The organism is Nitrospirillum pindoramense, from assembly GCF_007827955.1.
Lineage (GTDB): Bacteria > Pseudomonadota > Alphaproteobacteria > Azospirillales > Azospirillaceae > Nitrospirillum > Nitrospirillum amazonense_B.
In genome coordinates, this window is sequence record NZ_VITR01000004.1 from 198,975 (window position 1) to 212,963 (window position 13,989).

General features: G+C 66.5%; 12 protein-coding genes. 7 read left to right on the forward strand and 5 right to left on the reverse strand.

The window, feature by feature from the left end; translation table 11 throughout:
- Positions 1-121 precede the first annotated feature (121 nt).
- A complete protein-coding gene (locus tag FBZ90_RS08130; RefSeq protein ID WP_145730842.1) occupies positions 122-544 on the forward strand; it encodes a hypothetical protein in 423 nt (140 codons plus the stop codon).
- A gap of 19 nt (positions 545-563) precedes the next feature.
- On the opposite strand, the gene msrB is transcribed toward FBZ90_RS08130, so the two are convergent.
- Complete coding sequence (gene msrB / locus FBZ90_RS08135) at positions 564-962, reverse strand: peptide-methionine (R)-S-oxide reductase MsrB (RefSeq protein ID WP_145730844.1); 399 nt, start codon at positions 960-962, stop codon at positions 564-566.
- Between the two features lie 145 nt (positions 963-1,107).
- On the opposite strand from msrB, the gene FBZ90_RS08140 reads away from it, so the two are divergent.
- Positions 1,108-1,824 carry an MgtC/SapB family protein gene (locus FBZ90_RS08140; RefSeq protein ID WP_145730846.1) on the forward strand — a complete coding sequence of 239 codons (717 nt, stop codon included), beginning with the start codon at positions 1,108-1,110 and terminating at the stop codon, positions 1,822-1,824.
- 3 nt (positions 1,825-1,827) lie between these two features.
- Here the strand turns inward: FBZ90_RS08140 and FBZ90_RS08145 are convergent, their stop codons facing one another.
- Positions 1,828-3,264, reverse strand: a complete 1,437-nt coding sequence (locus FBZ90_RS08145; protein ID WP_145730848.1) for a helix-turn-helix domain-containing protein — start codon at positions 3,262-3,264, stop codon at positions 1,828-1,830.
- A gap of 218 nt (positions 3,265-3,482) precedes the next feature.
- On the opposite strand from FBZ90_RS08145, the gene FBZ90_RS08150 reads away from it, so the two are divergent.
- From FBZ90_RS08150 to FBZ90_RS08165, 4 genes are all read left to right on the forward strand, one after another.
- Positions 3,483-5,018 carry an acyl-CoA carboxylase subunit beta gene (locus tag FBZ90_RS08150; RefSeq protein ID WP_145730850.1) on the forward strand — a complete coding sequence of 512 codons (1,536 nt, stop codon included), beginning with the start codon at positions 3,483-3,485 and terminating at the stop codon, positions 5,016-5,018.
- Positions 5,019-5,029: 11 nt separating this feature from the next.
- Positions 5,030-7,036 carry an acetyl-CoA carboxylase biotin carboxylase subunit gene (locus FBZ90_RS08155; RefSeq protein ID WP_145730852.1) on the forward strand — a complete coding sequence of 669 codons (2,007 nt, stop codon included), beginning with the start codon at positions 5,030-5,032 and terminating at the stop codon, positions 7,034-7,036.
- Between the two features lie 5 nt (positions 7,037-7,041).
- Positions 7,042-9,192, forward strand: a complete 2,151-nt coding sequence (scpA, locus tag FBZ90_RS08160; protein ID WP_145730854.1) for a methylmalonyl-CoA mutase — start codon at positions 7,042-7,044, stop codon at positions 9,190-9,192.
- Positions 9,193-9,350: 158 nt separating this feature from the next.
- Complete coding sequence (locus FBZ90_RS08165; RefSeq protein WP_145730856.1) at positions 9,351-10,631, forward strand: DUF3422 domain-containing protein; 1,281 nt, start codon at positions 9,351-9,353, stop codon at positions 10,629-10,631.
- Between the two features lie 16 nt (positions 10,632-10,647).
- Here FBZ90_RS08165 and FBZ90_RS08170 read toward each other — a convergent pair whose 3' ends face one another.
- Positions 10,648-11,028, reverse strand: coding sequence for a hypothetical protein (locus FBZ90_RS08170; protein WP_145730858.1), 381 nt, complete (start codon positions 11,026-11,028; stop codon positions 10,648-10,650).
- A gap of 160 nt (positions 11,029-11,188) precedes the next feature.
- Positions 11,189-12,253 (reverse strand): NAD(P)-dependent alcohol dehydrogenase, encoded by a 1,065-nt coding sequence (locus FBZ90_RS08175; RefSeq protein WP_145730861.1) that lies wholly within the window; start codon positions 12,251-12,253, stop codon positions 11,189-11,191.
- 374 nt (positions 12,254-12,627) lie between these two features.
- Between FBZ90_RS08175 and FBZ90_RS08180 the strand changes: the two genes are divergently transcribed.
- Positions 12,628-13,311, forward strand: coding sequence for a sulfotransferase domain-containing protein (locus FBZ90_RS08180; RefSeq protein WP_186455664.1), 684 nt, complete (start codon positions 12,628-12,630; stop codon positions 13,309-13,311).
- Positions 13,312-13,313: 2 nt separating this feature from the next.
- On the opposite strand, the gene FBZ90_RS08185 is transcribed toward FBZ90_RS08180, so the two are convergent.
- Complete coding sequence (locus FBZ90_RS08185; protein ID WP_186455665.1) at positions 13,314-13,697, reverse strand: spore germination protein GerW family protein; 384 nt, start codon at positions 13,695-13,697, stop codon at positions 13,314-13,316.
- Between the last annotated feature and the right edge of the window lie 292 nt (positions 13,698-13,989).

Sequence of the window (13,989 nt, forward strand, 5' to 3'; positions counted from 1 at the left end):
AAGACCCTTGCGGCGCCGGATCTGGTTTTACAGGCGCCGCGCTTGCCTCGGCAATCGACGTAATGCCATAGGCTATACGGCAGGCGGGTCGGCGCGGACAGAGGAATAGAGGGGCCGAAAAATGACGGGAACCAAGAACGCCCTGGGGCGGATAGCGAGCGTGGTGGCGGCGCTGTGCGCCCTGGCCGCGGCGGGACAGGCCCATGCCGGCGCACCGGTGGAGGTGGAGGTGACGCGGGGCGCCGACGATGATGTCACCACCGCCCTGGCCGCCGCCGTGATGCAGGCCTTCGGCAATGACGACGGCTTCGCCCTCAGCCAGGGGCGCCGCGCCAATTCCCTGATCGTCGTGGTGCAGGCGCCCACGGCGGCGGCGCGCGCCGGCATCCATTACAAGTTGGCCTTCCCCATCCGCTTCCTGTCGGCGCAAGGCCAAACCCTGGGATTCACCCAGGTCACCTGCCAGGAAAACACCCTGAACAAATGCGCCAATCAGACGGTGGCGGCGGCCGGCCCCGCCGCCAACAAGCTGGGCCGGCACTGAGCGCTGGGGCCACCCGGTTTCAGTCGGGCTCGAAAGTCATCGCCACGCCGTTGATGCAATAGCGCTGGTAGGTGGGCGGCGGGCCGTCGGGGAAAACGTGCCCCAGGTGGCTGCCGCACCGGGCGCAGTGCACCTCCGTCCGCACCATGCCGTGGCTGCGGTCCACCGTGGTGGCGACGGAACCCTCGACCGGATCGTTGAAGCTGGGCCAACCGGTGCCGCTTTCGAACTTGCGGGCGGACTGGAACAGCGGCTGGCCGCAGCCGGCGCAGGAAAAGGTGCCCGGCCGCTTCTCATGGTTCAGGGCGCAACTGCCGGGCCGCTCGGTGCCATGGCCGCGCATGACGGCGTATTGCTCCGGCGTCAGCACCTGGCGCCATTCCTCATCCGTGCGCACGACCTCGTATTCGCCATTCATGCTCAAGGCTCCTTTATGCCAGATCGCTTCCCGATATGGGCCTTACCCACGCCAATTGCCACAGTTGCGGCGGCTTGCCTTCCATCGCGGTGGAGGTCATAAACGGCGCTGATCGGCGCGGCGCCCGAAGACCAAGGAATACAGGATGATAACCGGCGACCTGACCAACCCCTTGGAAGTGGTGTTGCGCCTGGCCATGGCGTTGACCCTGGGCTCCGGCATCGGCTTTGAGCGCCAGTTGCACCAGAAGATGGCGGGGCTGCGCACCAACGCCCTGGTGGCCCTGGGCTCCGCCGGTTTCGTCATCTTCTCCGCCATGGTGGGCCAGGGCGATCCCACCCGCGTCGCCGCCCAGGTGGTGTCGGGCATCGGCTTCCTGGGGGCTGGCGTCATCCTGCGCGAGGGCGTGAACGTCCATGGGCTGAACACCGCCGCCACCCTCTGGTGTTCGGCCATGGTCGGCACCTTCGCCGGCGGCGGCTATTGGCTGCCCAGCGTGGCGGCGGCCGGCTTCGTCGTGGTCACCAACCTGATCCTGCGCCCCCTGGTGCGCCGCATGAACCGCCGCATCCTGGTGGCCACGGATGTGGAGACGCACTACACCGTTTCCGTCACCTGCAAGGGGGCGGAGGAGGCGCACATCCGCTCCCTGCTCATGCACGCGCTCAGCCACGGCGGCCTGGGCCTGCGCCGCATCGACAGCCAGGACGTGCCGGACACCACCAAGGTGGACGTGACCGCCAAGGCCGTCTCCCCCACCCGCAACGACGCGGCGATGGAACAGATGGTGGGCCGCCTGAGCCTGGAACCCTACGTCTACGCCGTCAGCTGGGAAGTGGAACGGGCCGAGCCGGAGGGCTGAGGGCTACTTCACCCCCGCCGGCGTCATGCTGAACGGCACCACATGGCGTTCATGCCCGGCGATGGCCAAGCCCCGGCCGATGGAGGGGAAGGCGCGGTGGCGGCAGTCGTCGCGGTCGCAGACCTTGCAACTGGAGCCGATGGGCACCGCCGTTTCCTGGTTCTGCAAATCCAGGCCGGCGGAATAGACCAGCTCGGCGGCATGGCTGATCTCACAGCCCAGGCCCAGCGCCGCCTCGCGCGGGCGGGACAGGTGGCCGCCGCCGGTCAGGGTGACGGTGCGGGCGATGCAGAGATAGGTGACGCCGTCGGGCGTGCGCGCCACCTGCACCAGGATGCGGCCCGGCTGGGCGAACGCCTCGTGCACATTCCACAAAGGACAGGCGCCGCCGAAGCGGGCGAACTGGAACCGCGTGGCGCTGCTGCGTTTGAAGATGTTGCCCGCCCGGTCGACCTTCAGGAAATAGAAAGGGATGCCGGCGTTGCCCGGCCGCTGCATGGTGCTGAGCCGGTGGCACACCTGCTCGAAACTGGTGCCGAAATGGTTCTGCAGCCGCTCGATATCATGGCGCACCGCCCGCGCCTGGGTCAGGAAGCGGCCATAGGGCAGGATCAGGGCGCCGGCGAAATAATTGGCCAGGCCGGTATAGGCCAGGGCCCGCGCCTCCGGGCTGCTGAGCGGGGCCTTGCGCACCTCCTCCTCGATCAGGGGGGCGAACTGCATGCGGCCGATCTGCTGCGCCAGGAAGAAGGCGCGGCTTTCGCGCGGCGCGCTTTCCGCCAGGTGCAACTGGCGCAGCGCCGGATCATAGCGCCACAGCACCCCCTCCGTTCCCAGCGCGGGGGACACGGCGCAGGCGACGCCATGCCGGTCGCGCAGGTAATCGATCAAATCCTCCAATAGGCGGGTGGGCGCGAAGCCCTGGCTTTCGAACAGGGTCTCCGCCGCTACGTCCAGGCTGGCGAAGTGGTTGCGCTTGCTCTGCACGAAGTCGCGCACGTCGTCATAGGGGAACGGGGCCGTGCCGCTGGTCTCCGCCTCCAAATCCTGATCCAGGCGATGACGGGCCCCCTCCTCCATCAGATGCTGGTAGGCGCGGTAGAGCTTGATGAATTGGCCGGCGATGCCGGGGGCGGCGCGCACCGCGTCGCTGATGGCGCTGAGGCTGGACCCGTCGTCGGCGAACAGCGGATCGCCCAGCACCTCGCGCAGCTCGCTGCCCAGGCGCAGGTCGCTGTCGTCGGCGAAATGGCGCGGTTCCACCCCGAAGACGGCGGAAATGGCGGCCAGTGCCGCCGCGCTGAGCGGCCGCTGGTTGTTCTCGATCTGGCTCAGATAACTCATGGACAGGTGGCTGGCCTGGGCCAGGGCGGACAGCGCCATGCCCCGCTGCTGCCGCAACTGCCGCACCCGTTCGCCTGCGAAGATCTTGCCCGCCATGGCCGCCGCACCTTTCCTCCGTTTCACAAAGTTTACAAAATATCGGCCCCGGCGTCGCACGATTTCGCGTGGCATTGACTTGAACTGGGATCACACTGTTTGCAAACATCGCAGCTGTCAATCAAGGCCACGGGACCAACCTTTGCGTGAGTCCCACCCGGCCATAGCCACCAAGCCGCCGCCACCCGGCGCAGCGATAACCGGTCAGGAGACGGGCGTTGACGCTCACGGTCATTGAAACCCTTGAAGCCAAACGCCAGGGCGCCCGCGCGGGCGGCGGCGAAAAGCGCGTGGCGGCCCAGCATGCCAAGGGCAAGCTGACGGCCCGCGAGCGGCTGGAACTGCTGCTGGACGCCGGTTCCTTCGAGGAATGGGACATGTTCGTGGAGCACCGCTGCGCCGACTTCGGCATGGCGGAGCAAAAGGTGCCGGGCGATGGCGTGGTGACCGGCCACGGCACCATCAACGGCCGCTTGGTCTTCGTCTTCAGCCAGGACTTCACGGTCTTTGGCGGCTCCCTCTCCGAGGCGCACGCCGAGAAGATCTGCAAGATCATGGACCAGGCGATGAAGGTGGGCGCCCCCGTCATCGGCCTGAATGACAGCGGCGGCGCCCGCATCCAGGAGGGTGTGGCCAGCCTGGGCGGCTATGCCGAGGTGTTCCAGCGCAACGTGCTGGCCTCCGGCGTCGTGCCGCAGCTGTCGCTGATTATGGGCCCCTGCGCCGGCGGCGCCGTCTACAGCCCGGCCATGACCGACTTCATCTTCATGGTGAAGGACAGCAGCTATATGTTCGTCACCGGCCCCGACGTGGTGAAGACGGTGACGCATGAGGTGGTGACGGCGGAGGAGCTGGGTGGGGCCGTGACCCACACCGCCAAGTCCGGCGTGGCCGACCTCGCCTTCAATAACGATGTCGAGGCGCTGCTGCACACCCGCCGCTTCTTCGACTTCCTGCCCCTGTCCAACCGGGAGCCGGCCCCCGTGCGCGTCACCGCCGACCCGGTGGACCGGCCGGAGCCATCGCTGGGCACCCTGGTGCCGGCCAATCCCAACAAGCCCTATGACATGAAGGAACTGATCCTGAAGGTCGTGGATGAGGGCGACTTCTTCGAGCTGCAGCCGGATTACGCCAAGAACATCATCATCGGCTTCGGCCGGTTGAACGGGTCCACCGTGGGCTTCGTCGCCAACCAGCCGCTGGTTCTGGCGGGTTGCCTGGATATCGACAGCTCCGTCAAGGCGGCGCGTTTCGTGCGCTTCTGCGACGCCTTCAACATCCCGCTCTGCACCCTGGTGGATGTGCCCGGCTTCCTGCCCGGCACGTCACAGGAATACAACGGCATCATCAAGCACGGCGCCAAGCTGCTGTTCGCCTATGGCGAGGCCACGGTGCCCAAGGTCACGCTGATCACCCGCAAGGCCTATGGCGGCGCCTATGACGTGATGGCGTCCAAGCACCTGCGCGGCGACGTCAACTACGCCTGGCCGTCCGCCGAGATCGCGGTGATGGGGCCCAAGGGCGCCGTCGAGATCATCTTCCGCGCCGACATCGGCGACCCGGCCAAGATCGACGCCCGGACGGAGGAATACCGGCAGAAGTTCGCCAACCCCTTCGTTGCCGCCTCACGCGGGTACATCGACGACATCATCAAGCCGCAAAACACCCGCCGCCGCCTGATCAAGGCGTTCTCCATGCTCAAGAACAAGAAGCTGGAGAACCCCTGGAAGAAGCACGACAACCTGCCGCTCTGAGGCCTCCCCCGATGTTCTCGAAAATCCTGATCGCCAACCGGGGCGAGATCGCCTGCCGGGTCATCAAGACGGCACGCCGCATGGGCATCAAGACCGTCGCCGTCTATTCCGAGGCCGACGCCGGCGCCTTGCATGTGCAGATGGCGGATGAGGCCGTGGCCATCGGCCCGGCGCCGTCGGCCCAAAGCTACCTGGTGGCCGACCGCATCATCCAGGCCTGCCTGGAGACGGGGGCCGAGGCCGTGCACCCCGGCTATGGCTTCCTGTCGGAAAAGGCCGCGTTCTGCGAGGCCTTGAAGGCCGCCGGCATCGCCTTCATCGGCCCGGACGTCCACGCCATCGGCGCCATGGGCGACAAGATCGAGTCCAAGAAGCTGGCCAAGGCCGCCGGCGTCTCCACCGTCCCTGGTTATCTGGGCGTCATCAAGGACGATGAGGAGGCGGTGCGCATCGCCCACGACATCGGCTATCCGGTGATGATCAAGGCGTCGGCCGGTGGTGGCGGCAAGGGCATGCGTGTGGCCTGGGACGACGCCCAGACGCGCGAAGGCTTCCGCAGCGCCAGCAACGAGGCGCGGTCCAGCTTCGCCGACGACCGGGTGTTCATCGAAAAGTACGTGACCGAGCCCCGGCACATCGAAATCCAGGTCATGGCCGACGCCTTCGGGAACTGCGTCTATCTGGGCGAGCGTGAATGCAGCATCCAGCGCCGCCACCAGAAGGTGATCGAGGAGGCGCCCAGCCCCTTCCTGGATGAGGCCACGCGCAAGGCCATGGGTGAGCAGGCCGTGGCCCTGGCGCAGGCGGTGCAATACCGCAGCGCCGGCACGGTTGAGTTCATCGTCGACAAGGACCGTAACTTCTACTTCCTGGAGATGAACACCCGCCTGCAGGTGGAACATCCAGTGACGGAGATGATCACCGGCCTGGATCTGGTGGAACTGATGATCCGTGTGGCGGCGGGCGAGAAGCTGCCCCTGACCCAGGCCGACGTAAAGCTGACCGGCTGGGCGCTGGAAGCCCGCGTGTACGCGGAGGAGCCGACGCGCAACTTCCTGCCCTCCATCGGCCGCGTCACCCGCTACCGTCCCCCGTCGGAAGGGCCGGGCGCGCAAGAGGGCAGCATCGTCCGCGTGGATACCGGCATCCATGAGGGCGGCGAGATCAGCATGTTCTACGATCCGATGATCGCCAAGCTGATTACCTACGGCCCCGACCGCGCCACGGCCATCACCGCCATGGGCGACGCGCTGGACCGCTTCCAGATCCGCGGCGTGGGCCACAACATCAGCTTCCTGGCCGCCCTGGTGGAATCCCGCCGCTTCGGTGAGGGCCGCCTGACCACCAACTTCATCGCCGAGGAATTCCCGGACGGATTCCATGGCCGCGAACTGCCGGCCGAGGGGCTGACCCGTCTGCTGGCCATGGCCGCCAGCATCCACCGCAGCCGGGTGGAACGGGACGCGACCATCTCCGGCCAGATGGCCGGCCACCACCGCGTGGTGCCCGCCACCTGGGTGGTGCGCTGCGGCCGGGACAACCACCCGGCGGAGATCGTCGCCGTGGAGGACGGCCATGACGTGACGCTGGACGGCCGGACCTATGCGGTGCGCAACAGCGACTGGCACCCCGGCCAATCGCTGTGGGCCGGCAGAGTGGACGGTCACGCCCTGGCTGTGCAGGTGGACGGCACCGGCATCGGCTACCGCCTGTTCCATGGCGGGGCGGAGCTGGAGGTGCAGGTGCTGACCGCCAGGGCGGCGGAGTTCGCGGCCCTGATGCCTATCAAGGCCAAGCCGGACATGTCCAAGTTCCTGCTGTCGCCCATGCCGGGCCTGCTGGTCACCGTGGCGGTGGCCGTGGGTGACGAGGTCAAGGCCGGCCAGGAACTGGCGGTGGTGGAGGCCATGAAGATGGAAAACATCCTGCGCGCCGAATCCGACGGCAAGGTCAAGAAGATCGCGGCCCAAAAGGGCACGTCCCTGGCCGTCGACCAGATCATCATCGAGTTCGAGTGACCATCATGAGCGACTTCCCCGAGAAGACACTGGCCGATTGGCAGCGCCTGGCCGCCAAGGAATTCGGCGCCGACCCCGAAGGCCTGGTGCGCACCACGCCCGAGGGCATCGCGGTGAAGCCGCTCTACACCGCGGCGGACCTGGAGGGGCTGGAGCTTCAGACCCTGCCCGGCTTCGTGCCCTACACCCGGGGTCCCCGGGCCACCATGTACAGCCACCGGCCCTGGACCATCCGGCAATACGCCGGCTTCTCCACGGCGGAGGAAAGCAACCGCTTCTACAAGGCCAACCTGGCGGCAGGCCAGATGGGCCTGTCGGTGGCCTTCGACCTGGCCACCCATCGCGGCTATGACAGCGACCACCCCCGCGTGGTGGGCGACGTGGGCAAAGCCGGTGTCGCCATCGACAGCGTGGAGGACATGAAGATCCTGTTCGACGGCATCCCGTTGGACAAGATGAGCGTGTCCATGACCATGAACGGCGCCGTGCTGCCGGTGCTTGCCGGCTACATCGTGGCGGCGGAGGAACAGGGTGTGGGCCAGGACAAGCTGTCCGGGACCATCCAGAACGACATCCTGAAGGAGTTCATGGTCCGCAACACCTACATCTACCCGCCCACCCCCAGCATGCGCATCGTGGCCGACATTATCGAGTACACGGCGCTGAACATGCCCAAGTTCAACTCCATCTCCATCAGCGGCTACCACATGCAGGAAGCCGGGGCCACGGCGGTGCAGGAGCTGGCCTTCACCCTGGCGGACGGGTTGGAGTATGTGCGAGCGGCGGCGTCAAAGGGCCTGAAGGTCGACCAGTTCGCCCCGCGCCTGTCCTTCTTCTTCGCCATCGGCATGAACTTCTTCATGGAGGTGGCCAAGCTGCGCGCCGCCCGCCTGCTGTGGGCCAAGCTGATGAAGAAGCATTTCGACCCGCAGGATGCGCGGTCGCTGGCCCTGCGCACCCATTGCCAGACCTCGGGCGTCAGCCTGACGGAGCAGGACCCCTACAACAACGTGGTGCGCACCACCATCGAGGCCATGGCCGCCGTGTTGGGCGGCACGCAGTCGCTGCACACCAACAGCTTTGACGAGGCGCTGGGCCTGCCCACACCCTTCTCCGCCCGCATCGCCCGTAACACCCAGCTGATCATCGCGGAGGAGACCGGCGTGCCCCATGTCGTCGACCCGCTGGGCGGCAGCTATTACGTCGAGAGCCTGACCCACAGCCTCGCGGCCGAGGCGGAGAAGCTGATCGACCAGGTGGAGGGTATGGGCGGCATGACCAAGGCCGTGGACAGCGGCCTGCCCAAGCTGATGATCGAGGAGGCGGCGGCCCGCCGCCAGGCCCGCATCGACCGGGGCGAGGAAGTGGTGGTCGGCGTCAACAAGTACCGGCCCCAGAACCCGGAGCGGGTGGAGGTGCTGGACATCGACAACACCGCCGTGCGCGAGGCTCAGATCGCCCGCCTCAACGCCATCCGCGCCGGCCGCGACGAGGCCGCCGTCACCGCCGCGTTGGCGGCCCTGTCGCAAGGGGCCGCGGCCGGCACCGGCAACTTGCTGGACCTGGCCATCAAAGCGACGCGCGCCCGCGCCACCGTGGGCGAAATCTCCGACGCGCTGGAGAAGGTGTTCACCCGCCACCGCGCCGTCATCCGCTCCGTCAGCGGTGTCTACGGCTCGGCGTACGACGGAGATGAGGGCTTCGCCCGCATCCGCAAGGATGTGGAGGCCTTCGCGGAGGCCGAGGGCCGCCGTCCGCGTATGCTGGTGGTGAAGATGGGCCAAGACGGCCACGACCGGGGCGCCAAGGTCATCGCCACGGCCTTCGCCGACATCGGCTTCGACGTCGACGTGGGCCCGCTGTTCCAGACGCCGGAGGAAGCGGCCCGCCAGGCGGTGGAGAACGACGTGCACGTCATCGGCGTGTCGTCGCAGGCCGCCGGGCACAAGACCCTGGTGCCGGCCCTGATCGACAGCCTGAAGGCGCAAGGCGCCGGCGACATCCTGGTGGTGTGCGGCGGCGTCATCCCGCCGCAGGACTATGACATGCTGTACCAGGCGGGCGCCGCCGCCATCTATGGCCCCGGCACCAACATCCCCACCGCTGCCGCCGAAATCCTGGACATCCTGCGCAAGCGCCGGCCGGCCGCCGCTTGACCCGTCACCGTCACAGCCATGCAGGCAGCGAAGGACCGCGTGCACGGGGCGCACAGCGGTCCGCCCTGCCCCCGCACGTCCCCTGTGTTAGCATCCCCCCCGTGTAAGCATTCAGGCCCAGGGCGTGGCACCACGGGCGGCGTAGGGGACAGGGCATCATGGGTATGGAGTCGGATCACCCGCTGCGTGGCGTTCTGATGCAGGAGTTGCACTCCCGCATGGCCCTGCCCCTGGCGGCGCCGGCGGAGGTCTTCCACGTCACCTATCTCTGCACCCCGGCGGAAGGGACGGCCGGCGCCGCCCGGCTGCTGACGGTCCTGGGTTCCCCGCCCGCGACCGATGCCGAGGCGCCGCGCTACGGCGTCATCGCCACCACCATCGCCGGCCGGCCCGCGCAGGTGAAGTGGGAGCATCATACCGAGTTCCTCAGCACCAGCGTGGCCGTCAGCGGTACCGATGGGGACGCGACCCGTCTGGCTGTGGAAACCTTGCTGGACGGTGTGTTCGCGCCCATGGGGCCGCGCCGGCTGGCGGCCGTGCATATCCGGGTGGAGCCGGCCGACGGCGCGCCGGCGCCCCAGGCCCTGAAAGCCCGCTTCCCCACCGGGACGTGCGCCGGCGCCGTGGTCAATGGCGGCGAGGCCCTGGTGGCCCTGGATTTCCACATCGATGACGACGGCTACAGCCGGGCCTTGATCCAGAATTGGGGTTTGACCAACGACCGCCTCGGCCGGCTGGTCCAGCGCATCCTGGAGATCGAGACCTACCGCGCCGCCGCCTTCCTGGCCTTCCCCCAGGCGCGGGAAACCATGGCGGCCCTGACCGACATGGAACGGCGGCTGGAAGAAACCGTGGGCCGCATCCGCGACAGCAAGACCCCGGCGGAGGACCGCGCCATCCTGGACAGCCTGACCAACCTGGCCGTCGACCTGGGCCACTTGGTCACCCGCAACCGCTGGCGTTTTGGCGCCAGCCTGGCGTATGGCGAGATCGTGAACGAGCGGCTGGAGGAACTGCGGGAAGAACGCATCCCCGGCCTGCAGCGCGTCGGCCTGTTCCTGAAGCGCCGCCTGCGCCCCGGTATCCGGACGGTGGAGGCCGCCGCGCGCCTTCAAGGCGAACTGGCCGCCGGCATGGAACGTGCCCAGGCCAGCCTGCGCACCCGCGTCGATGTCGGCCTGTCCAGCCAGAGCGCCACCCTCCTGACATCGCTGGACCGCAATTCCAGCATGCATGTCCGCATCCAGGAGGCGGTTGAGGCGCTGTCCATCGTGGGCATCACCTATTACCTGGTGTCGCTGGTGGAAAAGGTGATGCACGGCCTGCCGGAAACGGAGGGCTGGCCCTCCACCAGCCGCATCGTGGCCATCGCCGTGCCGGTGTGCGCCGGCGTCGTCGCCATCGCCGCCCGCTGGCTGCGGCGCAACATGCCGCATTGAAGGACCTAGCCGGGGCCTATTTGGGCGGGGCGTAGCAGGCGACGATGTCGGCGCAATTCACTGCCTTGGGCCCCGCCAGCGTGCCGGTATTCTGGGTGCCATCGCGGCTGAGACTATCGCCGCGTGATGGCGGCGGCAGTTCCAGCGGTCCGAACATGACCTTCAGGCGGGCATATTCGGTATCGTGGTAAGCCTTCTCCTCCTCCGGTGTCGGCAACACGCGCGGGGTGATGATGATTTCGCGCGGAAGCTCGTCGGTTAAAGCCGGTGGGACGGCAGGGCCGGCGACCGGACTATCGGTCGAATTGCCCGTATCCTGGGCCTCTGCCCCAGGCGACAGGAGGACGGCCACGCCGGTCAGGGCAACGCTGGCAAGGATCAGCACAGAACGACGCATGATGTCACCGCTTCTAGGCCGAGGGATGGTCAAAAGCGTAGTCCACGCCCGACCGACCGCCAACCAAAACGCGATGCCGACTAAATAAATTCAATTTCACTATAATGAACGGGCGGCGATACCACCATCGCCACCCGTTCATTATAGTGGAAAAAGGCGATCAGAACGCGGCTTCGTCGCTCTTCAGCGATGCCATGTCGATAACGAAACGATACCGCACATCGCTGGCGACGACGCGGTCATACGCCTCATTCACACCCTGGATGGCGATGGTTTCGATGTCGCTGGTGATGGCGTGCTTGCCACAGAAGTCCAACATCTCCTGCGTCTCCTTGATGCCGCCGATCAGGGAACCGGCTAGGCTGCGGCGCCCCATGATCAGGGAGAAGGCGCCGACGGGCACCTGTTCCTCCGGCACGCCCAGCACGACCAGCGCGCCATCAACCTTCAACAGGCCCAGATAGGCGTTCCAGTCGATGGGCGCCGACACGGTGTTGATGACCAGGTCGAAGGTGCCCGCCAGCTTGGTGAAAGTCGTCTCATCCGACGTGGCGTAGAAATGGTCGGCGCCCAGGCGCCGGCTATCAGCCTCCTTGCGCAGCGACTGGCTGAGCACCGTGACCTCGGCCCCCATGGCGTGGGCCAGCTTCACCCCCATGTGGCCCAGGCCGCCCATGCCGATGATGGCCACCTTCTTGCCTGGCCCGGCCTTCCAATGGGACAGCGGGGAATAGAGCGTGATGCCGGCGCACAGCAACGGCGCCGCGGCGTCCAGCGGCAGGGCGTCGGGAATGCGCAGCACATAGTTCTCATCCACCACGATGGTGGTGGAATAGCCGCCCTGGCTCAGGGTCTTTCCGTCACGCTCCATCGCGTTGTAGGTGCCGGTCATCCCCTGGGTGCAGTACTGCTCCAGGCCCTGGAGGCAGTATTCACAGGTGCGGCAGCTGTCGACGAAGCAGCCGACGCCCACCCGGTCCCCCACCTTGTACTTGGTGACGGCCGGGCCGACCTGGGTGACGACGCCGGCGATCTCATGCCCCGGCACCATGGGGAACAGGCTGCCGCCCCATTCATCCCGCGCCTGGTGGACGTCGGAATGGCAGATGCCGCAGTACTGGATATCGATGACCACATCGTGGTCGCGGGGGTCACGGCGCTCGAAGGTGAACGGCGCCAGGGCCTCCTTGGCCTTGTAGGCCGCATATCCCAAGGTCTTGATCACGTCAGCCCCTCTCTGATGGCTTGATCTCTCGATAAGGCGCGGCTTCCCGGTGTCCCCCCCGGCGCGGGCGACCCGCCCCCCGAAGCCATGCCCGCGCTACATAGGAAGTGAAGTGACTTAGTTCAATCTCTCATCTTATCGGCTGATCAAAAAGATTGGCTGGCCACCGGGTCATGGTGGGCTGGCACCATATGAGTGCGACGAAATGGCCCACGCGCCCCGTGTAATCACCGTGGATATGATTCCGTCCGCAATATTCATCACAAATGATTGCAATCATGCAAAAAGATAAAGATCTCACTGATATTGACAATAATGACATTATTGTTTGTGTCGGACTGCCGGGAAGCGCCTCAACCTGGTCGTTTAACGTGGTGCGCGAGCTATTGTCCCATGCCTATGGGGAAGATGGCTTCAAGTCGGACTACCGTAATGAGTTGGACCACCACGTCGGTATCGGTGATAGGCCCAAGGTTCCCTTGGTGCTGAAGACCCACCACCCAGACAACATGACCCAAGTGCGGATCGCGCATGAGGACATCCCCGCCATCATCACCCTGCGCGACCCCCGCGATTGCGTCGCCTCGCTGATGCAGCGCTTCGACCTGCCGTTCAATGAGGCCTTCGCCTATGTGCTGCGCAGCGTGCGGCGGGTGCAGGCCTGTCTGGTCCATGGCCGGCGCACGCTGGTGTTCCGGTACGAGGAAGATTTCCATAACAAGCTGGACTCGGTGGCCCGCGTCGCGGATTTCATCGGCGTCAGCGTGCCCGATGCGGTTCTCAGGGCCATTCATGAAGGCCTGCTGACCCAGACCGTCAAGCGCACCCTGGCGGAAATGGAAAATTCGGGCCGCTTCGCCGTGAACGCCGGCACCGACGCCAAGCCCAACCTGTACGACCCTGTCACCCACTGGCACAAAACCCACATCGGCGATGGCGCGGTGGGCAAGTACAAGACCCTTCCGGATCGGGCGCGATCGCTGATGGATAACGCCTTTTGGTCCTTCCTGGCGGCCTACTACCTGCCGCAGGACGCGGTCATGCCGTTGGATGCCTGAGATCAGGCATCCACGGTCGATGGTGCCGCCGCCTCATCCTGCGGAACGCGGGGGCCGCGCATCCGGGTGACCATGGCCGTGACATGCTCGGCCGCCGCCTTGGTGGTTTCCGGCGCGATGGGATGGAAGGTCACCTTCCCGTCCTGAACCACCAGGACCGCGCAGGGAATGACGCCGCCGCCGCCGCCGCCGCCCACCGCCTCGCCCCACACGCTGCCGCCATAAACGCCGACACCGAAGGTGGTGATGTTGACAGGAACGATGAGGCCGCCGGGTATCTCCACCGGCGTACCCAGGACGCCCTTGCCCAGGATGGTTTCAAACTCCGTCAGCAGATCCTGCGACAGGGTTTTAGTCGGATCGGCGAGGAAGGGGTTGAGTAGCATGGCGGGCACCTCCTTTGTGCGCCGCAACACTATCATGGCGAGTGGCGACATGGAATATTTCCACCTAAAGAATCAGCGCGACGGTCTGTAACCATTCCGTTACCGAACGCCATTTGACCCGACCGCCTACCCCGGTATCGTTCATCCCCGCCCGCGCTGACGCGTGGGATATTGGATAAAAAGGGGCAAGGGTCTATGGCTAGGTTGAAATCGGGGCAGGCGGCCGGACAGGCTCGCCATGGACGGCAGGCGTGTCCGCATCTGGGGCGCCTGCGTGTCGGCTTGGGCACCG

Coding starts and splice junctions, on each gene's coding strand:
- FBZ90_RS08130 (WP_145730842.1), top strand. CDS start 122: ATGACGGGAACCAAGAACGCCCTGGGGCGGATAGCGAGCGTGGTGGCG.
- msrB (WP_145730844.1), bottom strand. CDS start 962: ATGAATGGCGAATACGAGGTCGTGCGCACGGATGAGGAATGGCGCCAG.
- FBZ90_RS08140 (WP_145730846.1), top strand. CDS start 1,108: ATGATAACCGGCGACCTGACCAACCCCTTGGAAGTGGTGTTGCGCCTG.
- FBZ90_RS08145 (WP_145730848.1), bottom strand. CDS start 3,264: ATGGCGGGCAAGATCTTCGCAGGCGAACGGGTGCGGCAGTTGCGGCAG.
- FBZ90_RS08155 (WP_145730852.1), top strand. CDS start 5,030: ATGTTCTCGAAAATCCTGATCGCCAACCGGGGCGAGATCGCCTGCCGG.
- scpA (WP_145730854.1), top strand. CDS start 7,042: ATGAGCGACTTCCCCGAGAAGACACTGGCCGATTGGCAGCGCCTGGCC.
- FBZ90_RS08165 (WP_145730856.1), top strand. CDS start 9,351: ATGGGTATGGAGTCGGATCACCCGCTGCGTGGCGTTCTGATGCAGGAG.
- FBZ90_RS08170 (WP_145730858.1), bottom strand. CDS start 11,028: ATGCGTCGTTCTGTGCTGATCCTTGCCAGCGTTGCCCTGACCGGCGTG.
- FBZ90_RS08185 (WP_186455665.1), bottom strand. CDS start 13,697: ATGCTACTCAACCCCTTCCTCGCCGATCCGACTAAAACCCTGTCGCAG.